The following is a 23,346-nucleotide window of genomic DNA, read 5'->3' on the forward strand; positions in this document are numbered from 1 at the left end:
GCCGTCTCAGATCGCCAGCAGCTGCACGGTGACCGCTTCCAGGCGCTTGCGCACATCGGGGTCGTACGTCCCCTCGTGCGCCCGTGCCGACCGCGTGCCGTCGAAATATCCGCCCGAGCCCAAGTCCCTGGTGGCCAGGGCCAGGACGCCCGTCGCTCCGTCCGCGACCGTGTTCCAGGGGGTGATCCCGCCCTCGCGGACCATCGCGGTGTCCATGTAGGTCGCGGGGTGCAGCACATTGACCGACACACCGCTGCCCGCCAGCTCCTCGGCCAGCGAGAACGTATGGGCGGCGAGGGCGAACTTGCTGCGGCAGTACGCCGACACGCCGCTGTAGCCGCGGGTGAGCTCCGGGTCGGCGAAGTCGAGCGGCTCCTGGCCGACCGAGCCGACATTCACGATCCGGGACGGCGCGTTCGCGCGCAGCACCGGCAGCAGGGCGCGGGTCAGCACGACAGGGGCGAGGTAGTTCACGGCCAGCCGCAGCTCGTGCCCGTCGACGCTCAGCTCACGGCCGGAGCCGCGCGGCCCTGCGCCCACCCCGGCGTTGTTGATCAGCACGTCGAGCCCGGGCCGCGCCTCCGCCACCCGGGCGCCCAGTTCGCGCACCTGTGCGAGCGAAGCGAGGTCCGCGACGAAGCCCTCGGCCTCGCCCTCGGCACGCAGCTCCTCGACGAGCCGCTGCGTCCGCTCCGGGTCACGGCCGTGGGCGAGCACGACGTGGCCGGAGCGGACCAGCTCGAAGGCGACGTAACGGCCGAGTCCGGAGGTGGCGCCGGTGATCAGAACAGTGGACATATCTCCACCCTAGGCACGCTTCGGCGTCGGTCGCGTGGTGCCGCTGAAGCTACGCCCAGCAGGGTCACCCTCGGCCGGACTCCTCCCCGGGCCCGTCCCCTGCCTCCTTCTCGGTCTCCTCCTCGGCGAGCACCCGCTGGGCCGTCGCGAACGCCGAGTTCGCCGCCGGGACCCCGCAGTACACGGCGGTCTGCAGCAGCACCGCGCCGATCTCCTCGGGCGTGAGCCCGCTTCGCCGGGCCGCCCGCACATGCATCGCGAGCTCGTCGTAGTGACCGTGCGCGACCAGCGCCGTCAGCGTGATCATGCTGCGCTCACGGCGCGAGAGCGTCGGGTCGGTCCAGACCTCGCCCCACGCGTACCGGGAGATGAAGTCCTGGAAGCGGGCGGTGAACGGGGTCTGCCGGGCCTGCGCCCGGTCGACGTACGCATCGCCGAGCACCTCACGGCGCACCGCCATCCCCCGGCGGGCGCCCCCGCCGAGGTGGGTCCGCAGTGCCGTCAGGACGGCCTCCGGACACTGCGCGGGTGCCAGGTGCGAGGCGTGGGGCAGCTCCACGAGGGCGGCTCCCGGCACCGCGTCCGCGATCTCCCGCAGATGGGCGGGCGGGGTCGCGGGGTCCTGCCGGCCCGCGACGAGCAGGGTCCGTACGAGGATCTCGCCGAGCCGGTCGCGCACGTCGAAGGCGGCCAGCGCGTCACAGCAGGCGGCGTACGCTTCCGGATCGGCGTCCCGGTGATCCTGGACGAGCCGTGGCACCGTGAAGCCGGGCGTGAACCAGCGGGCGTCGGCGCTCTCCACCAGCCGGTCCAGCCCCTCCCGGCGGACCTGCTCGGCCCGCTCCTCCCACGGCCGTGCACCGTTGAAGTGGGCGGAGGAGCAGATGACGGCCAGGGACTCCAGCCGCTCGGGACGGTGTACGGCGAGGTGCAGCCCCACCGCGCCGCCGAGCGACACACCGGCGTAGGCGAACCGCTCGATGCCCAGGGAGTCGGCGAGCTCGAGCACCAGCTCCGCCAGGTCGCCGACCGTGGCCCCGGCGTGGATCAGATCCGGTGCCGAACCGCCGTGCCCCGGCAGATCCCAGCGGACGACCCGGTGGGTGATGGACAGCTCGGGCGCGACCGCGTCCCAGAGCGCGTACGAGGTGCCGAGCGACGGTCCGAGCAGCAGGGCAGGAGCCGAGGCGGGCCCCTCGGTGCGGTGGTGGAGTAGCTTCCTGGTCAACGTCGCTCCAGAGCACGGTCGGTGAGGGCACCGGCGAAGCCGGTACTGCGGGCTGGATCGGTGAGCTCGTCGAGGTCGATGCCCTTCAATTCCGGTTCCTCGGAGAGGAGTTCGGCGAGGGTACCGCCCTCGGTGCGGGTACGGCGGGCGAGCTCGGTGAGCAGTTCCTTCGCGCGGGCGCGGCCGAGGACGGCCCCCAGTTCGGCGGAGAGCCGCTCGGAGACGATCAGCCCGCGGGTCAGCCCGAGGTGTGCGCGCATCGCCTCCGGGTTCACCCGCAGCGCCTCGACCAGCTCCGCGGTGTCACGGGCCGCACCGCCGGCCAGCCGGAGCAGGTCCCGCAGCGGCTCCCACTCGGCGTGCCAGGCCCCGGCGGGCCGCTCGTCCTCCGCCGCCACCGACCCGTACAGCGTGGCGGCGAGCTGCGGCGCGCGCCGGGCGGCGGCCGCGACCAGGGTGGACCGTACGGGATTCGCCTTGTGCGGCATGGCGGAGGAACCGCCGCCGCTGCCCTCGGTGACCTCGGCGATCTCGGTGCGGGAGAGGGTGAGCACATCCACGGCGATCTTGCCCAGCGCCCCAGCGGTGAAGGCCAGGGCACCGGCGAGGTCGGCGATCGGGGTGCGCAAGGTGTGCCAGGGCAACAGCGGTGGGATGAGGCTGAGTTCACGCGCGTACGCCTGCGTCAGCGCACTCGGGTCCGCGGCGCCGTACGCCCCGAACGCCGCCAAGGTCCCCGCGGCGCCGCCGAGTTGGGCGGGCAGCGAGTCCCTGACCCGGGCGACCCGGTCCCGGGCGTCGAGCACCAGGGAGCGCCAGCCGGCCGCCTTGAGCCCGAAGGCCGTGGGTACGGCATGCTGGGTGAGCGTGCGCCCCGGCATCGGCGTGTCGCGATGTTCCGCGGCCGTGCGGGCCAGCGCGCGCTCGGTGCGGGCGAGGTCGGCGAGGACCAGGTCCAGGGTGCGTGCGGCGACCAGCATCGTCGCCGTGTCCAGGATGTCCTGGCTCGTGGCGCCCCGGTGGACGTAGGGGCCGTACTCCTCGCCGACCGCCCGGGTCAGATCGGCGACCAGGGGAATCACCGGGTTCCCGCCGCCCCGGGACCGCTCGGCGAGGGAACGTACGTCGAAGCGGCCGGGGTCGGTGGCTTCGGTCACCGCGGCCGCCGCGGCGTCCGGCGCGAGCCCCAGCCCGGCCTGGGCGCGGGTCAGCGCGGCCTCCGCGTCCAGCAGCGCCCGCAGATACGCGGTGTCGCTGGTCGCGGCCTCGGCGGGCGAACCGGCCCGGCCGGGGGCCAGCAGGCCGGCGTCGGACTCGTCAGGGGTCACTGGAACTCCAGGAAGACCGTCTCGCCTTCGCCCTGAAGGCGGATGTCGAAACGGTACGTTCCCCGGCCCTGGTCGGCGGCGATCAGCGTGCCGCGTCGCTCCTCGTCCAGCCGGGCGAGCAGCGGGTCGGCGGCGAGCGCCGCCTCGTCACCGGGCAGATAGATCCGGGTGAACAGAAGGACGAGCAGCCCGCGCGCGAAGACGCAGGCGCTGAGGTAGGGCGCGTTGCGGCCGAGCGCGCCGGGCCGCAGCGTGCGCGCGTACCAGTGTCCGTTGGCGTCCGTCTGGATCCGGCCCCAGCCCGTGAACTCCACGCCGTTGCGCCCGAGATAGCCGCCGGTCGCCGGGTCGCGCCGGATCGAGCCGTCGACCTGGGGCACCCGGCCGTCGGGATCGGGGCCCCACAGTTCCACGAGGGCGTCGGGCAGCGGGTTGCCCCCACCGTCGTACACGTGGCCCTGGACGGTGATCGTGTCCGGGTGGCCGACCGGCGCGATGTCACCGCCGCCGGGGAACGGCAGCGCGTATCCGTAGAAGGGGCCGACCGTGTGCGACGGGGTGGGCAGTACGCTCTCCGGCCTGCTGGTGTCGATCTTCGTCATGGCAGGTCAGCGTCCTTCCTCGAGCCAGGTGGCGGCGGGGCCGTCCAGCACGACGTCCCAGTGGTAGCCGAGCGAGAACTCCGGCACCGACAGGCTGTGGTCGTACGTCGCCACCAGTCGCTGCCGGGCCGCGTCGTCCGTCACGGACTGCAGGATCGGGTCGTACGGGAAGAGCGGGTCGTTCGGGAAGTACATCTGCGTCACGAGCCGCTGGGTGAACGCCGAACCGAACAGCGAGAAGTGGATGTGCGCCGGGCGCCAGGCGTTGAGATGGTTGCGCCAGGGGTACGGGCCGGGCTGGATGGTGGTGAAGCGGTAGCAGCCGTCGGTGTCGGTGAGGGTGCGCCCGACACCGGTGAAGTTCGGGTCCAGCGGGGCGTCGTGCTGCTCGCGCTGGTGGGCGTAGCGGCCGGCCGAGTTCGCCTGCCAGATCTCGATCAGCTGTCCCCGGACCGGGCGTCCGTTGCGGTCCAGCAGCCGGCCGGAGACGGTGATGCGCTCACCGATCGGCTCGCCGGTGTGCTGCCGGGTGAGGTCGTTGTCGGTCTCGGTGATGTCGCGCTCGCCGAAGGCGGGGGAGTGCAACTCCACCAGTTCCGGGTCCTTGGCTACGTCGATGGCGACCGGCGGCTGCTGGGGATGGCGCAGTACCGAGGAGCGGTACGGGGCGTAATCGCGGCGCGGATGGTGCTCGACGGGGGCGCCGTCGGCGACCCGCTTCTCGTAGGCGGCGTGTTCGGCCGCCATCTCCTGGTCGATGTCGTACTGGGTGAGAGCCATGAGGGGGTTCCTAGCGTTCGAGGACGAGGGCGAGGCCCTGGCCCACGCCGATGCAGAGGGTGGCGACGCCGGTGCCGGAGCCGCGGCGGGCGAGCTGGTGGGCGACGGTGCCCGCGAGCCGTGCACCGGAGGCGCCGAGCGGATGACCGAGGGCGATGGCTCCGCCCTGGGGGTTGAGGACGGCGGGGTCGAACTCGGGCCATTCGGCGACACAGCCGAGCACCTGGGCGGCGAAGGCCTCGTTGAGTTCGAGCACGGACAGGTCGTCGAAGGTGCGGCCCGCCTTGGTGAGTGCGCGGTTGACGGCCTCGACGGGGGCGAGGCCGAAGTAGTGCGGATCGATCGCCGAGACGCCGGTGGCGCCGACCCGGGCGAGCGGCTCGCGGCCGGTGGCCTTCAGGCCCTCCTCGTCGGTCAGGAGCAGGGCCGCGGCACCGTCGTTGAGCGGGGAGGCATTGCCCGCCGTCACGGTGCCGTCGTCGCTGCGGAAGGAAGGCTTGAGCCCGGCCATCGCGGCGAGGGAGGCGTCGGGCCGTACGCATTCGTCGGCGGCGAAGTCGACCGGATCGCCCTTGCGCCGCGGGACCGGGACCGGGGCGAGCTCCGCGGCGAACAGGCCCGCTGTCTGCGCCAGGGCGGCCTTGCGATGGCTGTGCAGGGCGAACTCGTCCTGCCGCTCGCGGCTGATCTTGTGCTTGTCCGCGATGAGTTCGGCCGATTCGCCGAGCGGGACGGTCCACTGCGGGTCCATCCGCGGGTTGACCATGCGCCAGCCCAGCGTGGTCGAGTACAGCTCGGCGTGCCCGGCGGGGAAGGGCCGGTCGTTCTTGGGCAGGACGTAGGGGGCGCGGGTCATGGACTCGACGCCGCCCGCGAGAGCGATGTGCGCATCGCCGGCCGCGATGGCCCGGGCGGCCTGGATCACGGCTTCGAGACCGGAGGCGCACAGCCGGTTGACGGTCACTCCGGGCACGGAGGTCGGCAGACCGGCCAGGAGGGCGGCCATGCGGGCGACGTTGCGGTTCTCCTCGCCGGCGCCGTTGGCGTTGCCGAAGTACACGTCCTCGATACGGGACGGGTCCAGGTCCGGGGTGCGGGCGAGGAGTTCGCGGACCGCATGGGCGGCCAGATCGTCCGGACGCACCGCGGACAGACCGCCGTTGTAGCGGCCGATCGGTGTGCGCACGGCATCGACGATGTAGACGTCCCTCATGACCGGATCTCCTCGGGGAGGTGCACCTTCGCGGTGGTCTTCGTCATGATCTCTGCCACCTCGACGCCCGGCGCGCACTCCACGAGCAGCAGGCCGGCGTCGGTGACGTCCAGGACGCCGAGGTCGGTGATGACCCGGTTCACACACGCCTTGCCCGTGAGCGGAAGCGTGCACTCCTCGAGGATCTTCGGCGAGCCGTCCTTCGCGGTGTGCGTCATGACGACGATGACGGTGCGCGCGCCGTGCACCAGGTCCATCGCCCCGCCGATCCCGGTGACCAGCTTGCCGGGGACGGCCCAGTTCGCCAGGTCCCCGCTCGCCGACACCTGCATCGCGCCGAGCACCGCGGCGTCGATGTGCCCACCCCGGATCATCGAGAAGGACAGCGCCGAATCGAAGTAGGAGGCGCCCGGCAGGACCGTGACGGTCTCCTTGCCGGCGTTGATCAGATCCGCATCGACCTGATCCTCGGTCGGGTAGGGGCCGGTGCCCAGAATCCCGTTCTCCGACTCCAGCACCACCTCGACGCCCTCGGGGAGATGGTTGGGGATCAGCGTCGGCAGTCCGATGCCGAGGTTGACGTACTGGCCGTCCTCGAGTTCGCGGGCCGCCCGTGCCGCCATCTGCTCACGTGTCCAGGCCATCAGGAACTCACCGTCCGCTGCTCGATGTGCTTGTCCGCCGCCTGCTCGGCCGTCAGCGCCACCACCCGCTGTACGAAGATCCCCGGCAGATGCACCGCATCCGGATCGATCTCACCGGGCTCGACCAGTTCCTCCACCTCGGCCACCGTCACCCGCCCGGCCATCGCGGCCAGCGGGTTGAAGTTGCGGGCGGACTTGTTGAACACCAGATTCCCGTGCCGGTCGCCCTTGGCCGCCCGCACCAGCGCGAAGTCGGTACGGATCCCGCGCTCCAGCACGTACTCCGTGCCGTCGAACTCCCGCACCTCCTTCGCGGGCGACGCCAGCGCCACCTCGCCGGAGCCGTCGTACCGCCACGGCAGTCCGCCCTGCGCGACCTGCGTACCCACTCCGGCCGGGGTGTAGAACGCCGGAATCCCGGCGCCCCCGGCGCGCAGCCGCTCCGCCAGTGTGCCCTGCGGGATCAGCTCCACCTCCAGCTCCCCGGCCAGGTACTGCCGTGCGAACTCCTTGTTCGCCCCGATGTACGACCCGGTGACCCGCGCGATCCGCCTCGCGGCCAGCAGTACGGCAAGGCCCGACTCCATCGCCCCGCAGTTGTTCGAGACCACCGACAGGCCGTCCACACCCCGCTGGTACAGGGCCTGGATCAGCACATTCGGCACACCGCTGAGCCCGAAGCCGCCCACCGCCAACGACGCGCCGTCCGGCACATCGGCCACCGCCTCCACGGCCGTGGCGACCACCTTGTCCATACGTGAAGCCCCATCTCTTCCTGCCGCCCCGACCGCGGAGGAGGCCGCCAATTAATCAGGGTACTGAGTATTTCAGCGAGGTGCTCCTCACGCTGCCACCGCGATGCCGACCCGTCAAGAGCTTGCATGATGCCGAACCTGGTCGCAGACAGGCGAGCGGGAGGCGAGTATCGTTCAGTACACAAACGAATTCGACCCTCGGGAGCACACATGGCCGCGGTGGATCTCACCACCCACCCCGGGCACCTGGCCCGGCGGCTGCAGCAGGCGCACTACCTGCTGTGGAACACGATGGTCTCGGAGGAGATCACCTCGCCGCAGTTCGCGGTCCTGAACACGCTCGTCGCCGAGCCCGGTCTCGACCAGCGCACGGTGGGGGAGCGAGTGGGCCTGGACCGGTCGACGATCGCCGAGGTGATCAGCCGTCTGTCCCGCCGCGGACTCCTCGACAAGGTGCGCGACCCGCAGGACGGCCGGCGCTTCCTGCTGCGCCTCACGGACGACGGGCTGCGCACCCACCGCAAGCTCACGGTGCGCACGGCTCGGATGAACCAGGTCTTCCTCGCTCCGCTCTCCGCCGAGGAGCAGACGGTGTTCTTCGACCTGATCCGCCGGGTCTCGGACGCGGCGGAGGGGCTCCGCAATCCGGCGGATCAGGTCGTCGCCCAGACCTGATCGGTCCTGGACCGGTCGATCAGTCCCCGGGCCGCGCGATCAATGGTCGGACTGTGCGAACACCACCCATACCTGGCCCCTGGCGAAGTTCATGGGCGCGCCGTCGGCGGTGGTGAACTTCGTGCCGTCGGCCGCGGCCGGGCGGGTCCAGGTCGCGTCGAAGGCGCGGCCGTCCCGCAGTACCTCCGCCTTCCCCGTGCCGACCGTCTCGGTGTACGGCGTGTTGTTGCCGAGGACGTCGTGGTACGCGGACTCGTGCACCTTCACGTACTGCACGACGACCGTCGCGGGAGCCGGCCGCTTCCCGTCGGCCGTATGCGTGGCGGTGCCGTCCATCCCGACCAGCCAGCGGTGCCGGTCGGCGGACCAGGTGAAGGTGAACGCGGCCAAGGGGTAGCGCACGGTGCGCGAGGTCTCGGGCCGCCCGCCCGCCGGAGCCGCGCCGTAGTGGAAGCCGGTGCTCAGCGCGGCCGCGCCCGGCGTGGCGGACAGCAGCCGGTCCGGGTGCAGATAGAGGTTGTGCGGCGCGGTCCTGTCGCTGCCGCGGAAGAAGGCGCCGGACGCGTTGTCGGGTGTCTCCGGCCGCAGCGGCGCCTTGTCGATCAGCGGTAGCAGCTTGGTCTGCGCCCCCGAGAAGGCGAGCGTCGGCCGGTCGAACTGGCGCAGCAGCTCCAGATCGGATTCGCGGGCGCTGCGCACCGGCCCGATGACCTTCGGCAGCTTGGTCGCGTACACCGCCATCAGCCGGCTCAGCCCGCCCTCGACCTGTTCCGCGTACACGACGTCCGCGGAGTCCAGCCCCGTCTGCGGGCGGGCCTCGGGCGCATTGTCGATCTTCACCGCGAGCACCTGGCCGGTGCCGCCGCCCGGTCCCGGCGAGGCCGGTCCGCCGTTCCCGGCGCGGCCGTCGTCGACCGGGCCGTGGCCGTGTCCCGATGTGCAGCCCGCCGCGAGAGAAGCCGTCAGCGCGGCGGCCAGAAATGCTGTCGTCGTGCCGCGCCCCGAGCGCGCTCTGTGCCCCATGCCCACCGTTGCCACCAAGTCTGTGCCGTCGATTGTGCGCTTGTAAGTTCATCGATGGCCATACCCGCGTGATGCCGATCGGGCTTGCCGGATGGGCCGATCGGCGCACCCCCCGTCCCGGCGTGCCGCACGCGCCCGCAGGTCCCGGTCCGAAGCCGGTCAGCCGGGGGTGCCGAGGATCTCAACGAGGTCGTAGCGCACCGGTTCCTCCAGTTGGGCGTAGGTGCAGCTCTCGGGCGTGCGGTCCGGGCGCCAGCGGCGGAAGCGGGCCGTGTGCCGGAAGCGGACCCCGTTCTCCATGTGGTCGTACGCCACCTCGGCCACCCGCTCCGGCCTGAGCGGCACCCAGGACAGATCCTTCTTGCCCGACCAGCGGCTGGGGGCCCCGGGCAGCCGGGCCGACTCGTGCGCGGCCTCCTGAGACCAGGCCGCCCACGGATGCCCTGCCACGTCCGTCATCCGCAGCGGCTCCAGCTCCTCGACCAGCTCGGCGCGGCGCTTCATCGCGAACGCGGCGGACACACCCACGTGCTGAAGAGCGCCCTGGTCGTCGTAGAGCCCGAGCAGCAGTGAGCCCACCACAGGACCGCTCTTGTGGAAGCGGTAGCCCGCCACGACGACGTCCGCCGTACGCTCGTGCTTGATCTTGAACATCGCCCGCTCGTCCTGCAGATAGCGCACACCGGGCGGCTTGGCGACGACCCCGTCCAGGCCCGCCCCCTCGTACTGCTCGAACCACTGCTGCGCCACGTCGATGTCGGTTGTCGCCGGTGCCAGATGGACGGGTGCCGTCACGCCGGACAGTGCCCTGGCGAGGAGCGCCCGGCGGTCCGTCAGGGGGACGTCCAGCAGCGACTCGTCGGCCAGTGCCAGCAGGTCGAACGCGACGAAGGAGGCGGGCGTCCGCTCCGCCAGCATGCGCACCCGGGAGTCCGCCGGGTGGATGCGCTCGGTCAGCGCGTCGAAGTCGAGCCGCCCCTCCCGGGCGATCACGATCTCGCCGTCCAGCACGCAGCGCTCGGGCAACCGCTCCTTCAACGCCGCGACCAGCTCGGGAAAGTACCTGGTCAGCGGCTTCCCCGTGCGGCTGCCGAGCTCGACCTCGTCCCCGTCACGAAACACGATCGCCCGGAAACCGTCCCACTTCGCCTCGTAGTGCATGTCCGGCGGGATCTTCGCCACCGACTTGGCGAGCATCGGCTTCACGGGCGGCATCACCGGCAGATCCATGCTTCGAGCCTACTCAAGGCTCACACAGGTCGCCTTTTGCGCATGGCGACGGTGGAAGTGCAGGTCAACGGCATCGCGACCAGTCCTCCACCGCACTGCCTGCGAAACGTGTGTGAGACGCCCCCATGACCAAGGGGCCGTACTCCGAGGACAGGTTGCGGCCGACTCCGAGGCGGTCTACGGCGTACTCGGTCGGCTCGCCGTGCTGGTCCCGGTAATGGCTCGTCATCCAATGGCCCGTCATCGTCAGGACCACCGTGCCGGGTTCCGTGTCCGGCAGGCCGGCTACGTCCTTGGGCACCGGCACAGCGACACCGTGACTGAAAGCAGGACTGCCCTCAGCTGCGCAGGGTGGCACGCAGGCGCAGGCCGACTGTCGCGAGGCCTTCGAAGGTGGCGACCTGGTAGCCGGGTTCCGGTCCGGGCGGCTCGCTCAAGCGGTAGCGGCGGGCGGTATGCGCAGTCAGGAGCGTGAGCATCGCCATGGCCAGAGAGGCTCCCTCGCAGCCGTGCGGCCCGGTACCGAAGGACAGGAAGACCCCGGGTTTCGCCGGCGAGCCCGAAGCATCGAGCCAGCGCTCGGGCCGGAACTGGTCCGGCTCGGAGTATTCCCGTGCGTCGCGGTGGGCGGTGTAGGGGCAGACGAGAACGGTGGACCCGGCGTCGATGGTGTAGCCGGCGAGCTCGGTCTGTCGCCCGGCGCGCCGGGTCAGCAGCCAGCTCGGGGGGTGCAGTCGGAGCACCTCGCGTACCAGTGCCTGGGTGTACTGCAGGCTCTCGAGGTGGGTGCTGGTCGTCGCGGCCGGGTCCGCGGGCAGCAGGGCGGCTTCGGCCGCGACGCGGTCCGCTGCGCGAGGGTGCCGGGCCAGGTGGAGCAGGATCCATCCGGCTGCCCGGGAAGGTGTCTCGAAGGTGGCGACGGTGATTCCGGGGAGAGTGTCGAGGACGGCCTCGTCCGGCAGCAGGCCGTAGCGGGAGGAGGGCCGGAGCATCTGTCCCAGCATGTCGTCACCGAGCCGGCCCGATGCACGGCGCCGGCGGACGATGGGCCGCAAAGCGTCGGTGAAGGCGACTTGCTGCCGCGTCCGGAACCGCCGTGCCGGTGTGGGGATCCAGTGCGGCCATGCCCAGCGCGAGGGGCGTGCGAGCACCTCCCGGGCCAGGAAGAGCTGTGCGGCGAAGGGCAGCAGGGTGGGAGCGTCATCGGAGAAGAGGTAGTTCACGCCGATCTCTGCCAGGGCGTGCCGGACCGGGGGCAGGATCTCGACGTCCTGGCCCGTGGGCCAATGGTCGGCAAACAGAGCGGCCTGGGGCGCAATCTCACCGATCCGGGCCGCAACTGCCTGCGGGCGTAGTCCGCGCATGCGGGCGGCGTGAGCGTACGCACGTTCCTCGGGCGTCGGTGTTCCGCTCGACCGTTTCAACGGAGGGAAGAGAGGCGAGGATGCCTTGGGGAAGTCCTGCGCGCGGCGCAGCACTTCTTCACACGGCCCAGCCGTAGCGGCTACGTAGACACCCGGCTCCAACTGCCAGACGTCCCCGCACTCGTCAGCGCCACGGCGCGCCACTGCCAGCCGGTCGCGGCTCCAGGCGGCGAAGCTGCCTTCGGGCAACCGCGGCGGCTCATTCATTCGGCCCATGAGATCGTCCCTGGCTCTCGCACCTGTCCAGGCCGATATCGGCGGGAGCGTGGCTGGGAGTCGGCGGGCGCCCGGGGGCGCCCGCCGGTAGTGCGGTCAGACCCCGTCGTCGCCCGCGTACGCGTCCCATTCGTGGGCCCCGTATGCGCCGTAGTGGCGGGTGAAGGACAGCCTGCCGAGCAGCTTGGCGATCATGATGCACTCCTCTCGCCTGTCTTCGGCACCAAATGCCACGTATTCCATGGTGCCACGTATGACATATTTGGTATATGTGCCGCATTCCCGTCATCAGCTGTATTTAGGGGTGTGGGGCGCGTACCAGCTGGTTCGCGTGGTCGCTTTTATTAACGACTTTTTGCCATATAGAGACCGAAAACAGTCAGTCGGCCGGCCCTGGCGGTCGCCCCGGGCCAGTGGGGCGATGCCCCGCAGCTCATCCCGGTTCGGCCAACGCCGACGGCGGTACCTCGACGACGAAGAACAGGAAGCAGGTTTTGGTCGAAAGGTCATGGAAGCCGTCGGGGAACAGCTCGCGGGCGGCAGGGTCGGGCCGCGGCTCGCCGATGACGGTGAGGCGGAAGCCGGCGGCGGTGAAGGCGTCGGTCATCGCGTGCAGTGGCTTGCGCCAGAACCTCATCGGGACGGACTGCCCGTTGAACGTCCAGTCGAAGGAATAGCTGGTGGTCGCAAAGTAGTCGGGATGAGGATCCTGGAACGTGTAGGCAACGAAAGGGTGGTCCACCGACGCGATCAGCCGGCTGCCGGGCCTGAGGACTCGACGCAACTCGGCCAGCGTCGGGCCCCAGTCCTCCAGGTAGTGCAGCACCAGCGACGCGACCACGTCGTCGAACGCACCGTCGGCGAACGGCAGGCGGTCGCTCAAGTCGACCATGTGCAGGGCCACGTCGTCACCGAGCCGCCGCCTTGCCAAGGCCAGCATCCCGGCGCTGGCGTCGATGCCGGTGACGATGGCACCGCGGTCGCGCAGTGCAGCGGACAGGGGGCCCGAGCCGCAGCCGACGTCCAGGATCCGGCGACCGGCCACGTCTCCGGCGAGGGCCAACATCGCGGGCCGCGCGTAGTAGGCGTTCACGAGGTTGTTCTCGGTTTCCGCCGCGTACGCCTCGGCGAAGCTGTCGTAGTCGTTCACCCTGGCCGGATCTGCAGACTGGGCGAGACTCTCGGGCACATCGGTGACTCGGTCCATCGACGCAGCCTAGTAGTCCCATGATCCGCAGGACAGGCCCCGCTCCTCGGACCGAGGTGGGCCACCACGAAGTGGCTGGGGTGTGCCGCGCGTGTCATGGCCTGCGTTCCGGCCCATCGAGGGAAGGGGGCCGCGCAGGTGCGAGCGAAGCAGCCGCGCATGTGCTGCCTCCGCGACCACCTGGGTGATCCAGTAGAACAATGCTCCGGTTCTGCGCGCATACCGCGGCTGCCGCCCGGTGTGCGAGGTGTGCGTGGTACGCCTACCGTGGCCGCATGGGTGACGCGGTGGAACTGGAGGCGGGCGGCCGGACCGTGCGGCTGTCCAGCCCGGGCAAGGTCTTCTTCCCGGAGCGCGGTTTCACCAAGCTGGACCTGGCCCGGTACTACATCGCGGTCGGCCCCGGCATCCTGCGCGCCCTGCGCAACCGCCCCACCACCCTGGAGCGCTACCCCGACGGTGTGACCGGCGAGTCCTTCTTCCAGAAGCGGGCGCCCAAGAACATGCCCGACTGGATCCCCACCGCCCACATCACCTTTCCCAGTGGCCGCTCCGCGGACGAGATGTGCCCCACCGAGGAGGCCGCCGTCGTGTGGGCCGCCCAGTTCGGCACCCTCACCTTCCACCCCTGGCCGGTGCGCCGCACCGACGTCGACCGCCCCGACGAGCTCCGCATCGACCTCGACCCGCAGCCCGGCACCGACTTCGACGACGCCGTGCGTGCCGCCGACGAACTGCGCACCGTCCTCGACGAGTTCGGCGGACTGCGCGGCTGGCCCAAGACCTCCGGCGGCCGTGGGCTGCATGTCTTCGTGCCCATCGAACCGCGCTGGACCTTCACCCAGGTGCGCCGCGCCGCGATCGCCGTGGGCCGGGAGATGGAACGGCGGATGCCGGACCACGTGACGATCAAGTGGTGGAAGGAGGAACGCGGCGAGCGCATTTTCATCGACTACAACCAGACCGCCAGAGACCGCACCATCGCCTCCGCCTATTCCGTGCGTCCCCGCCCGCACGCACCGGTCTCGGCCCCCCTGCGCTGGGAAGAAGTGGGCGATGCCCACCCCCGGGACTTCGACCTCGCGACCATGCCCGCCCGCTTCGCCGAACTCGGCGATGTGCACGCCGACATGGACGACCACGCCTTCTCCCTCGAGGCCCTGCTGGAACTCGCGCGCAAGGACGAGCACGACCACGGACTGGGCGACCTGCCCTACCCGCCCGAGTACCCGAAGATGCCCGGAGAGCCCAAGCGCGTCCAGCCGAGCCGGGCACGACGCGAGGAACAGCAGCCGTCACCGCCGGAGCCGAACGCGACCTAGGACCGCCTACTCGGCCGTGTGCGTCGAGAGTGCTGCGCAAGACGCTCCGGTCCCGGTGCGGCCGCGGCCGGCGCGCGTACGGGGTGAGGCGGTCAGGCGTCATCGGGCTTTCTCTCCGGCACGTAGCGGTCTTCACCGGCCCCGTCCCGCAGCAACTCCCTTCCCGTGACGAGAGCGCTCTCACCCCGTCCCTCGCGCGGGGCTATCCTGATCCGCAATCGCCGAGGAGGAGTCCCGAAGTGACCGAGACAGCGCCGCGTCCCACGCTGGAGGCCGTGGCCGCGCGGGCGGGGGTGTCGCGGGCCACCGTGTCCCGGGTGGTCAACGGCGGGGACGGAGTCAGGGAGCCGCTCGTGCAGCGGGTCCGGCGGGCGGTCGAGGAGCTCGGCTACGTCCCCAACCAGGCCGCGCGCAGCCTGGTGACGAAGCGGCACGACGCCGTCGCCGTGGTCATCGCCGAACCCGAGACCAGGGTCTTCGCCGACCCCTTCTTCGCCCTGCAACTGCGCGGGATCAGCAAGGAGCTGACGGCGCACGACAACCAACTGGTCCTGTTGCTGACCGAGGGCAGGGACGACCACGCGCGCGTGGCCCGCTATCTCGCCGGAGGCCATGTCGACGGCGCGCTCGTCTTCTCGCTGCACCTCGACGATCCGCTGCCCGGGCTGATCCGGGGCGCGGGCGTACCCACGGTGTTCGGCGGCCGGCCCGGCTGGAGCCACGGGACGCCCGACGCGGTGTACGTCGACAGCGACAACCGGGGCGGGGCCCGCGAGGCCGTACGTCATCTCGTCGGCCTCGGCCGGAGGCGGATCGCGCACATCACCGGTGCCCTCGACCAGACCTCCGCGGTGGACCGGCTCGACGGGTTCCGGGATGTGATGGCGGACGCGGATCCGCTGCTGATCGTGGAGAGCGACTTCACCCCGGCCGGCGGCGAGCGCGCCATGCGGGAACTCCTCGACCGCTGCCCGGACGTGGACGCGGTCTTCGCCGCGAACGACCTCAGCGCCTCCGGAGCGCTGCGCGTGCTGCGCGCGAGCGGACGGAGGGTCCCCGAGGACGTCGCCGTGATCGGCTTCGACGACATGCTGCCCGTCGCCGAGCAGACCGACCCGCCGCTGACCACGATCCGTCAGGACATAGAGGAGATGGGCCGGTTGATGGCCCGCCTCCTGCTGCGCGACCTGGACCGCGGCAACCGCGACGATTCCGCGGCGGACGCGCCCTCCGGCGTGATCCTGCCGACGATGCTGATACGGCGCGCCTCTGCGTAGGCCCCGGCCCGTCCCTCGTTGCTTCGGACGCGCCGGGGTGCCTCACGCCCGCGCCGGAGATGCGGGGGTCTCAGCCCTGCGACTCGCTCTTGATCACCGCGAAGCGGGCGCCGTACGGGTCGGCGAGCTTGGCCATACGGCCGACGCCCTCCATGCTCGTGGCGGGCATGCGGACCTTGCCGCCCAGTTGCTGCGCCTTTTCGACCACGGCGTCGGTGTCCTCGACCTCGAAGTACGGCAGCCAGTAGGCGCCGGCCTCGGCCTCCGTGGGGTCGTCGGCCAGCGGGACCATTCCGCCGAACATCGCGTCCTCGCCGCCCTCGGTGGGATTGACGCAGGTGTACGTGCCGCCGGGGAAGGGCATGGCGGACGTCTCCAGACCGAGCACCTGGTTGTAGAACGCGGCGGCCGCGGCGATGTCCGGGGTGTACAGCTCGACCCAGCACAGCGAACCGGGTTCGTTCGCCTTGTCCACGCCCTTGGTGCGGCCCGGCTGCCAGATCCCGAAGGGCACGCCCGCCTGGTCGCCCAGGATCGCCATGTGGCCCTGCCCCATCACGTCCATGGGCTGGAGCAGCACGCTGCCGTGCGCCCCCTCGGCGGCCTTGGCCGTGGCCTGCGCGTCCGCGCTCTGGAAGTACACGGTCCAGGAGGGCGGACCCTGCTCAGGAGTGGTCTGCATGCCGCCGGCCACGGTCTTGCCTTCCAGTTGGAAGAAGCCGTAACCGCCGGAGTCGGGCCCCGCCGACTGGAACTGCCAGCCGAAGAGACCGCCGTAGAAGGAGGTGGCGCCCTCGATGTCGGATGTGCCGACGTCGATCCAGTTGGGTGCGCCGTTGACGAAACGGGTGGTGAGCATCTTCGCCCTCCTCAAAAGGGTCCCGTTCTCAGTGCACTGCCGAGTCTTGCACCGCCCACTGACAATCGCTGCCGCAGCGCGCCCGCGGACCGGACCGCCCACCGTGACCACCCTGGGTGACCAGCCGCGTTCCGCTTGTTTTCATCCGGTCCCGCGCGCCGCCGTGCGCCGCCGTGTGCCGCGGGAGCATCATCGGGGCGGCAGGAGGGCCCCGTATACGTCCCGGCCGCGGCGTTGACCCGGCGTTGATCGAACGTTTTTCGCGGGGCGGGACGATCCTGCTCATGCACATCGAAATGATCACCTCGCCCGACCTTGCCTGGCAGGAGGAGGCGTTGTGCGCGCAAACGGGGGCGGACTTCTTCTTCCCGGAGCCCGGCAGCTCGGTACGGGAGGCGAAGCGGATCTGCGGCCTGTGCCCGATCCGCTCCGCCTGCCTGGAGTACGCGCTCGACAACGACGAGCGCTTCGGCGTCTGGGGCGGCCTGTCGGAGAAGGAACGGCTGGAGCTCCGGCGTGCGTCGCTGTGAAGCCCGGACGGTGCGTCACCCCGGACCGGCCGTTAGGACCCGGGAGCACGTCCGGGCGTAGCGCAGAGGCAGGCGCACCGCCTTGCCAGGGCGACCACACCGGTTCGAATCCGGTCGTCCGGGCGTGCGGGGGTCGGTAGCGCAGAGGCCTGCGCACCTTCATGGCATTGAAGGACACGCCGGTTCGAATCCGGTCCGATCCACGGCAGAGCACGACCACGGCAGGGCGCGAACGGGGCGGGAACGCATACCGAGCGGTCCGTAAATCCGTGCGGCCACGGCCGCGGTGTGCGGTTAGGATCCGGGAGCGCATCCGGATGTGGCGTCCGGATGTGTCGTTCGGTCCTGTAGAGCAGAGGCAGACTCGCCACCCTCTCAAGGTGGATACGCCGGTTCGAATCCGGCCGGGACCACGGCACGGCGGACACGGGGCGGGTACGGATGGGCGAGCCGATCACCGACACGATCACGGACGCGATCACCGAGGCGGAACTGGCGGTCTTCCACCAAGTGGTGGGCAAGCTGCGTGCCCTGCCCGTCGACGACCCGGTGCGACTGCGGGCCGAGCAGGTCGCCGCGTCCTTCGCGCGCGACGGCCGGCTGCGCCGCCGCAAGGTGCGGGGCGCCGAGGTGTCCGCGGCCGACGCGGCGGCGATGGCGGCGACCGCGACCGGCGCCCTGGACCGCCGCGGGGACGCCCCGTTGGCCGCGTCCGGCGCCGGGGGAGTCTTCCACCGGCCGCGCACCTGCTACGTCTGCAAGTCGCCCTATCGACAGGTCGACACCTTCTACCACCGGCTCTGCCCCGCGTGCGCCGCCGACAACACCGCCCGCCGCGCCCTGAGCACCGACCTGAGCGGCCGCCGGGCGCTGCTGACCGGCGGCCGGGTGAAGATCGGTTTCCAACTCGCCCTGATGATGCTCCGGGACGGCGCCGAGGTACTCGTCACCTCGCGCTTCCCGCACGACACCGTGCGCCGCTTCCGGGCGGCCGAGGGCAGCGCGAAGTGGCTGGACCGGCTGACCGTCCTCGCCGTCGACCTGCGCGACCCGCGCCAGGTGCTCGGGCTGTGCGAGGAACTGCGGCAGGAAGGTCGGCCGTTGGACATCCTCGTCAACAACGCGGCGCAGACCGTGCGGCGGCCGCCCGAGTCGTATGCGCTGCTGGCCGCCGGAGAGTACGACGCGCTGCCCGCGGGGGCCAGGCAGGCGCCCGGGTTCCGGTCGATGCGGATGCTGGAGGGCTCGGCCGCCGCCCTGCCGGTCGCCCTGCGCGAGGCCGACGAGGCCGGGCTGCTGCCCGACCCGTCTCCGGAGAACTCCTGGTCGGCCCGGCTCGGCGCGCTCGACCCGGCCGAGGTGCTGGAGACCCAGCTCGTCAACGCCCTTGCCCCGGCGCTGTTGTGCGACCGGCTGCTGCCCCTGCTGCTGGCCGCGCCGCAGCCACGCCGGTACGTGATCAATGTGACCGCCGTCGAGGGCCGCTTCGCCGTCCGCAACAAGATGCCGGGCCATCCCCACACCAACATGGCCAAGGCCGCCCTGAACATGCTCACCCGCACCAGCGCCGCGGAACTCGCCGCCCAGGGTGTGCACATGTGCGCCGTCGACACCGGCTGGATCACCGACGAGAACCCGGCCCCGAAGAAGTCCCGTATGGCCGAAGCCGGGTTCCGCACACCGCTCGACATCGTGGACGGGGCGGCCCGGGTGTACGACCCGATCGTGCGCGGCGAGGCCGGGGACCCGCTGTCGGGGGTGTTCCTGAAGGACTACCGGGAGGCGGAATGGTGAGCGAGGAGCCCGAGCCGGACACGGGCGGCTTCGCCGGGGTCCCGTACCTCGTACCGCGTCCTGTTGCCGAACTGGCGCCCCTGCTCGACTGGTTGCGCGCGGGCCGCCCGGCCGGGGAGCGGCTGGACTTCACGGCCGGTACGGCGCTGCCCGACGGGCGGCTCGACCTGTGCAAGCAGGGGGTCGGGGCGGAGGGCGCCGCGCTGATCGCCGACGCCCTCGCCCAAGGGCCGTCTCCGGTACGGCACCTGCTGCTCGGCACCGACGCGCTGGGCGACGACGGCGCGGCCGCCGTCGCCGAGAGCACGAGGGACGTCGAGACGCTGTATCTCGGCTGCAACGGGATCACCGCGGGCGGTGCCTGCCGGATCGCCGACAGTCTGCGCGCCTCGCCGCAGGTCGTCACCGGCGTGTGGCTGAAGAGGAACCCGCTCGGCAGCGGGGGCGGGCAGGCCGCGGCCGAACTCATCGAGTCCGCACGGTCGTTGCGCACCCTAGACGTCGTCCAGACCGGACTGGACGCCCCGGGCGCCGCCGTCCTGGCCGATGCGCTGCTGGCGGCCGCCGAGGGCGGGCGCCGGATCGAGCGGCTCTTCGTCGGCGGCAACCCGCTGGGGGAGTCGGGCGCGCGGGCGCTCGCCGCCGTCGTCGCCGGGGGCGCGGTCGACGAACTGTACGTGTCCGCAGCCCGGTTGGGAGATACGGGCGCGCTCCGTCTCGCCGAGGCCCTGGACCGGGCACCGTACGGGCGGCTCACCCGTCTGGCCGTCGCCAGCAACGGCATCGGACCGGCCGCCGCGGCCCGGCTGGTGACGGCGGCGACCGCGGCCGGCGTCACGCTGCTGGACCTCGGCCGGGTCCGGGCGGCCTCGGTGCTCGCAGCGGAGGACAACCGGCTCGACCTGACGGCCGCCGAGACCATCGCCGCGGCCCTCGCCGACGGCGAGCACCGGCTCGCCCACCTCGTCCTGACCCACACCGGGATGCGCAGCCGCGAGGCGCACCGCCTTCTCGACCATGCGGCCCAGGCCACCACGGCCACCCGCTTCCGACTCGGCAACGGCATCGCGGCCAGCATCAAGCGCCGTCTGGAGGCCCTCAGCGCCCATATACCCGCACCGACCGTCCCGGCGGACGTGGCGGCCATCCGCAGCGTGCACCGCACGGCGCCGCCCGAGGCGTGAGCAGGGCTCGGGGGCCGGACCCCCGAGCCGCCTCAGCTCCGCCGCACCTCGGTGAACACCTCCGTCCGTGCCCCCGGTACCGCGCGTCCCCCAGTGCTTCATTGGTACCAGCCCGCACTGACAACGGGCCAAGGCATTACGCTCTGCTGCAAGGGTGGGGCCGTAGCGCAGAGGCAGGCGCACCGGTCTCCAAAACCGGAACACGCCGGTTCGAATCCGGCCGCCCCGCCCCCTTCGGCCCCTCGGCTCAGGCGGTGGCGCCCGCGGTCGCCACCAGCTCCGCGGCGCTGCCGTGGAACGTGTCGACCAGCTGGGCCAGCACTGCCCAGGCGTCCTTGCGGTCGCCCAGATGGTCCCGGACGAGCGGGCGCAGGGCTTCCTCGGCCTCCTTGATCCGGGCCGGGAACAGCACATGGCCCATGGACAGCACGTGCAGGACGTGCACGGCGGGGCCGTGGGCCGTCGCGTACTCGGCCGGACCCTCGAGCACACCGGCCCGGCGGACCCGGTGGGTGAACTTGCGGTGCGAGCCGAACTGCTCGCGCAGCGTGGGCGGGCAGTCCGGGCGTACGGACAGCGCCCAGCGCGCGAACCCGGGCAGTGGACGCTCGCCATGCGCATCGGCGACCGCCCCCCCCAGTCGGTGCGCGTCAGGACCATGGACCCCGCCGCCCGGGCCTGTTGAAGGGACGTTGCTTCCCGCAGTGCGCCCACGAGGCCGTGCCGGACGTAGCTCTCGGGCACTTCGGGTTCCTCGCCCCGCAGGGCGGGGTCCACCGGGAGCGGCTCGGTGCGCCCGGGACCGAACGGCAGGCCCCGGGCGACGGCCCGGCGCAGCGCGGCGTCGGTGCCGACGAACCGCCACACCACCGCGTTGAGGTCCGGGTCGTCCTCCTCCAGGACCCACAGCACCACCGAGGCCGGCAGCACATTGGCCCAGGCCCACGCGCGGTCGAGCCGGCGCCGGACCGCCTCGGGGCGCTCGGGGCCGGGCAGGCCGGTCCGTGCCCGGATCCGTCCGGCGGTTTCCTCGTCGATCAGGCCGAGCAGAAAGCCGACTGCCTGTTCCGCCCTGGTGTGGTCACGCATTGCGGCATGATGCCGCAGGCCACTGACAGGGCGCACCGGCAATTCGGTGCGCCCTGTTCGGTGTTCAGTGTGCGGTCGGACCCTGGTGCCCGCGGTCAGGCTCCGGCGCGCGCCGCCATCCGCGCCTTGCGCGCGGCCAGCTTCTCGTCGAACTTCAGGGCCTCCGCGTCGAGGCCGCCCATGAACAGGCCGAGTTCGTCCTGGGCCTGCCGGCCCTCCGGGCCGAGTCCGTCGATCTCCATGACCTTCAGGTGGCGCAGCACGGGCTGGAGGACGTCGTCGTGGTGGATACGGAGGTTGTAGACCTCGCCGATCGCCATCTGGGCCGCGGCGCGCTCGAAGCCGGGGATGCCGTGGCCGGGCATGCGGAAGTTCACGACGACGTCCCGAACGGCCTGCATGGTGAGGTCGGGGGCGAGTTCGAACGCGGACTTCAGCAGGTTGCGGTAGAAGACCATGTGGAGGTTCTCGTCGGTCGCGATGCGGGCCAGCATGCGGTCGCAGACCGGGTCGCCGGACTGGTGGCCGGTGTTGCGGTGCGAGATACGGGTCGCGAGCTCCTGGAAGGCGACGTAGGCGACCGAGTGCAGCATCGAGTGACGGTTGTCGGACTCGAAGCCCTCGCTCATGTGGGACATGCGGAACTGCTCCAGCTTGTCCGGGTCCACCGCGCGCGAGGTGAGCAGGTAGTCGCGCATCACGATGCCGTGCCGGCCCTCCTCGGCCGTCCAGCGGTGCACCCAGGTGCCCCAGGCGCCGTCCCGGCCGAAGAGCGAGGCGATCTCGTGGTGGTAGCTGGGGAGGTTGTCCTCCGTCAGAAGGTTCACCACGAGGGCGATACGGCCGATCTCGGTGACCTTGGACTGCTCCTTGTCCCAGGCCTCGCCGTCCTCGAACAGGCCGGGGAAGTTACGGCCGTCGGTCCACGGGACGTACTCGTGGGGCATCCAGTCCTTGGCGACCTTCAGATGGCGGTTCAGCTCCTCCTCGACCACTTCCTCGAGCGCGTACAGCAGCTTTGCGTCGGTCCACACGGACGGGCTGCCGAGGTGAGGAGAGGTGATCGTCACAGGAACTCCAGGGGGACGCCGTACAAAGGGGGATGAAGGGGGCGAACCGGCGAGCGGTGCCGGAACCTACGAGATCGTAGGCTACGAAGCCGTAGGTTACGAAGCCGTAGGTTAAGCGTGGCGTAAAGATCGCTGATCAGGTGGCGTTCCTCAGCTGTACCAGGACATGCCGAAGAGCCCCGGGACGCGCAGGTCCCGGGGCCGTTGGGGTGATGGATCACCCGATCAGGCGTACAGCCCCCGCAGTCGCACTGAGAGGCACGTCACACATCCTTCGAGCTTCTCGAACTCGCTGATGTCCACCGTGACCACCTGATGGCCGAGATCGGTGAGCAGTTCCTTCGTCTTGGGCGCGCTGTCCGCCATCAGCAGCTTGCTGCCGCCGAGCAGCACCACGTGCGCGCCGGCCTCCTCGGGCACCGCGAGGAAGCCCGGGAACAGGGAGGGGCGGTCCACGTTCGGGATGTGCCCGATCACCGTTCCGTCGGGCAGCGCGGTGACCGCCGACTTCAGATGCAGCACCTTGTTCACCGGTACGGCCACCACCCGCGCGCCCAGCGGCTCGAAGGCGGCCCGCACTTGCTGCACCCCGGCCGCGTTGGTGCGCCCGCCCCGGCCGACGTAGATCGTGTCGCCGACCTTCAGGACGTCACCGCCGTCCAGCGTGCCCGGCTCCCAGATCCAGTTGACCGAACAGCCGAGGCGGGCCACGGCCTCCTCGACCCCGGCGGTCTCGTCCCGCCGGGACTCGGCGCCCGGCCGGGTGATCAGCGCCACGTTCTTGTACATGACCACGGTGTCCTCGACGAACACCGAGTCCGGGCAGTCGTCGGCCGGGTCCACCTCGACCGTCTCCCAGCCGTGCGTGCGCAGTGCCTCGACGTACGCCTCCCACTGCTCCACGGCGAGCTCTGCATCGACCTTCTCCCGCTCGATGTGCGTCACCAGGCCTTCGGCGAGGCGCGGGCTGGGGCGGCGGACGAGGGCCTTCTTGCTGGGCACGACGGGTCTCCGTATCGGCGGGGCGGTCCGGCGCCAGTGATACGGCGCCGGTCCGCCATCATGCAGGTCCGAACCGGGTGTACGAAACCCCGGTGC

General features: G+C 71.4%; 22 protein-coding genes and 4 tRNA genes. 10 read left to right on the forward strand and 16 right to left on the reverse strand.

Annotation, left to right across the window (positions count from 1 at the left end):
• Positions 1-6 precede the first annotated feature (6 nt).
• The 8 genes from Q8A52_RS09800 to Q8A52_RS09835 form a co-directional block, all read right to left on the reverse strand.
• Positions 7-798, reverse strand: coding sequence for an SDR family NAD(P)-dependent oxidoreductase (locus Q8A52_RS09800; protein WP_316750157.1), 792 nt, complete (start codon positions 796-798; stop codon positions 7-9).
• Positions 799-862: 64 nt separating this feature from the next.
• Positions 863-2,026 (reverse strand): bifunctional 3-oxoadipate enol-lactonase/4-carboxymuconolactone decarboxylase PcaDC, encoded by a 1,164-nt coding sequence (gene pcaDC / locus Q8A52_RS09805; protein ID WP_316750159.1) that lies wholly within the window; start codon positions 2,024-2,026, stop codon positions 863-865.
• Entirely contained in the window at positions 2,023-3,354 is a 1,332-nt protein-coding gene (gene pcaB, locus Q8A52_RS09810) for a 3-carboxy-cis,cis-muconate cycloisomerase (RefSeq protein WP_316750161.1), read from the reverse strand. The genes pcaDC and pcaB overlap by 4 nt, the downstream gene beginning before the upstream one ends.
• On the reverse strand, positions 3,351-3,956 hold the full coding sequence (gene pcaG, locus Q8A52_RS09815; protein ID WP_316750163.1) for a protocatechuate 3,4-dioxygenase subunit alpha: 606 nt from the start codon (positions 3,954-3,956) through the stop codon (positions 3,351-3,353). The genes pcaB and pcaG overlap by 4 nt, the downstream gene beginning before the upstream one ends.
• 6 nt (positions 3,957-3,962) lie before the next feature.
• Positions 3,963-4,736 (reverse strand): protocatechuate 3,4-dioxygenase subunit beta, encoded by a 774-nt coding sequence (gene pcaH, locus Q8A52_RS09820; RefSeq protein ID WP_316750165.1) that lies wholly within the window; start codon positions 4,734-4,736, stop codon positions 3,963-3,965.
• Between the two features lie 10 nt (positions 4,737-4,746).
• Positions 4,747-5,949, reverse strand: a complete 1,203-nt coding sequence (locus tag Q8A52_RS09825) for a thiolase family protein (protein WP_316750167.1) — start codon at positions 5,947-5,949, stop codon at positions 4,747-4,749.
• Positions 5,946-6,593, reverse strand: coding sequence for a CoA transferase subunit B (locus tag Q8A52_RS09830; protein ID WP_316750169.1), 648 nt, complete (start codon positions 6,591-6,593; stop codon positions 5,946-5,948). The genes Q8A52_RS09825 and Q8A52_RS09830 overlap by 4 nt, the downstream gene beginning before the upstream one ends.
• Entirely contained in the window at positions 6,593-7,348 is a 756-nt protein-coding gene (locus tag Q8A52_RS09835; protein ID WP_316750171.1) for a CoA transferase subunit A, read from the reverse strand. The genes Q8A52_RS09830 and Q8A52_RS09835 overlap by 1 nt, the downstream gene beginning before the upstream one ends.
• Before the next feature lie 210 nt (positions 7,349-7,558).
• Here Q8A52_RS09835 and Q8A52_RS09840 point away from each other — a divergent pair, with 210 nt between their 5' ends.
• On the forward strand, positions 7,559-8,023 hold the full coding sequence (locus Q8A52_RS09840) for a MarR family winged helix-turn-helix transcriptional regulator (RefSeq protein ID WP_316750173.1): 465 nt from the start codon (positions 7,559-7,561) through the stop codon (positions 8,021-8,023).
• 39 nt (positions 8,024-8,062) lie between these two features.
• On the opposite strand, the gene Q8A52_RS09845 is transcribed toward Q8A52_RS09840, so the two are convergent.
• The 4 genes from Q8A52_RS09845 to Q8A52_RS09860 all read right to left on the reverse strand — a co-directional run bounded on the left by Q8A52_RS09845 (position 8,063) and on the right by Q8A52_RS09860 (position 13,123).
• Positions 8,063-9,046, reverse strand: a complete 984-nt coding sequence (locus tag Q8A52_RS09845) for a DUF3048 domain-containing protein (RefSeq protein WP_316750175.1) — start codon at positions 9,044-9,046, stop codon at positions 8,063-8,065.
• 159 nt (positions 9,047-9,205) lie between these two features.
• Entirely contained in the window at positions 9,206-10,276 is a 1,071-nt protein-coding gene (locus Q8A52_RS09850) for an ATP-dependent DNA ligase (RefSeq protein WP_316750177.1), read from the reverse strand.
• A 338-nt stretch (positions 10,277-10,614) separates the two neighbouring features.
• Positions 10,615-11,640 carry a cytochrome P450 gene (locus Q8A52_RS09855; RefSeq protein WP_316750179.1) on the reverse strand — a complete coding sequence of 342 codons (1,026 nt, stop codon included), beginning with the start codon at positions 11,638-11,640 and terminating at the stop codon, positions 10,615-10,617.
• Positions 11,641-12,349: 709 nt separating this feature from the next.
• The gene (locus tag Q8A52_RS09860) at positions 12,350-13,123 is read right to left on the reverse strand and encodes a class I SAM-dependent methyltransferase (RefSeq protein WP_316750181.1); all 774 of its coding nucleotides are present in this window, start codon (positions 13,121-13,123) and stop codon (positions 12,350-12,352) included.
• A gap of 275 nt (positions 13,124-13,398) precedes the next feature.
• On the opposite strand from Q8A52_RS09860, the gene ligD reads away from it, so the two are divergent.
• Both ligD and Q8A52_RS09870 read left to right on the forward strand, forming a co-directional pair.
• Positions 13,399-14,445 (forward strand): non-homologous end-joining DNA ligase, encoded by a 1,047-nt coding sequence (ligD, locus tag Q8A52_RS09865; RefSeq protein ID WP_316750183.1) that lies wholly within the window; start codon positions 13,399-13,401, stop codon positions 14,443-14,445.
• Between the two features lie 239 nt (positions 14,446-14,684).
• Complete coding sequence (locus Q8A52_RS09870; protein WP_316750186.1) at positions 14,685-15,722, forward strand: LacI family DNA-binding transcriptional regulator; 1,038 nt, start codon at positions 14,685-14,687, stop codon at positions 15,720-15,722.
• Between the two features lie 70 nt (positions 15,723-15,792).
• On the opposite strand, the gene Q8A52_RS09875 is transcribed toward Q8A52_RS09870, so the two are convergent.
• Complete coding sequence (locus Q8A52_RS09875; protein ID WP_316750188.1) at positions 15,793-16,581, reverse strand: VOC family protein; 789 nt, start codon at positions 16,579-16,581, stop codon at positions 15,793-15,795.
• 284 nt (positions 16,582-16,865) lie between these two features.
• On the opposite strand from Q8A52_RS09875, the gene Q8A52_RS09880 reads away from it, so the two are divergent.
• From Q8A52_RS09880 to Q8A52_RS09910, 7 genes are all read left to right on the forward strand, one after another.
• Positions 16,866-17,111 (forward strand): WhiB family transcriptional regulator, encoded by a 246-nt coding sequence (locus tag Q8A52_RS09880; protein ID WP_316750190.1) that lies wholly within the window; start codon positions 16,866-16,868, stop codon positions 17,109-17,111.
• 51 nt (positions 17,112-17,162) lie between these two features.
• Positions 17,163-17,234 (forward strand) — tRNA-Gly (locus Q8A52_RS09885).
• A 7-nt stretch (positions 17,235-17,241) separates the two neighbouring features.
• Positions 17,242-17,314, forward strand: a tRNA-Ala gene (locus Q8A52_RS09890).
• A 138-nt stretch (positions 17,315-17,452) separates the two neighbouring features.
• Positions 17,453-17,524, forward strand: a tRNA-Glu gene (locus Q8A52_RS09895).
• Positions 17,525-17,552: 28 nt separating this feature from the next.
• The gene (locus Q8A52_RS09900) at positions 17,553-18,905 is read left to right on the forward strand and encodes an SDR family oxidoreductase (protein WP_316750192.1); all 1,353 of its coding nucleotides are present in this window, start codon (positions 17,553-17,555) and stop codon (positions 18,903-18,905) included.
• A complete protein-coding gene (locus Q8A52_RS09905) occupies positions 18,899-20,089 on the forward strand; it encodes a leucine-rich repeat domain-containing protein (RefSeq protein WP_316750193.1) in 1,191 nt (396 codons plus the stop codon). Before Q8A52_RS09900 ends, Q8A52_RS09905 begins: the two co-directional genes overlap by 7 nt.
• Positions 20,090-20,244: 155 nt before the next feature.
• Positions 20,245-20,318: transfer RNA gene (locus tag Q8A52_RS09910), tRNA-Trp, on the forward strand.
• Between the two features lie 18 nt (positions 20,319-20,336).
• Here the strand turns inward: Q8A52_RS09910 and Q8A52_RS09915 are convergent.
• From Q8A52_RS09915 to ddaH, 3 genes are all read right to left on the reverse strand, one after another.
• The gene (locus Q8A52_RS09915) at positions 20,337-20,579 is read right to left on the reverse strand and encodes a hypothetical protein (protein WP_316750195.1); all 243 of its coding nucleotides are present in this window, start codon (positions 20,577-20,579) and stop codon (positions 20,337-20,339) included.
• Positions 20,580-21,273: 694 nt separating this feature from the next.
• Complete coding sequence (locus Q8A52_RS09920; RefSeq protein ID WP_316750197.1) at positions 21,274-22,248, reverse strand: acyl-ACP desaturase; 975 nt, start codon at positions 22,246-22,248, stop codon at positions 21,274-21,276.
• A 225-nt stretch (positions 22,249-22,473) separates the two neighbouring features.
• On the reverse strand, positions 22,474-23,250 hold the full coding sequence (gene ddaH, locus Q8A52_RS09925; protein WP_316750198.1) for a dimethylargininase: 777 nt from the start codon (positions 23,248-23,250) through the stop codon (positions 22,474-22,476).
• Positions 23,251-23,346: the final 96 nt, after the last annotated feature.

The organism is Streptomyces herbicida, assembly GCF_032656585.1.
GTDB lineage: Bacteria > Actinomycetota > Actinomycetes > Streptomycetales > Streptomycetaceae > Streptomyces > Streptomyces herbicida.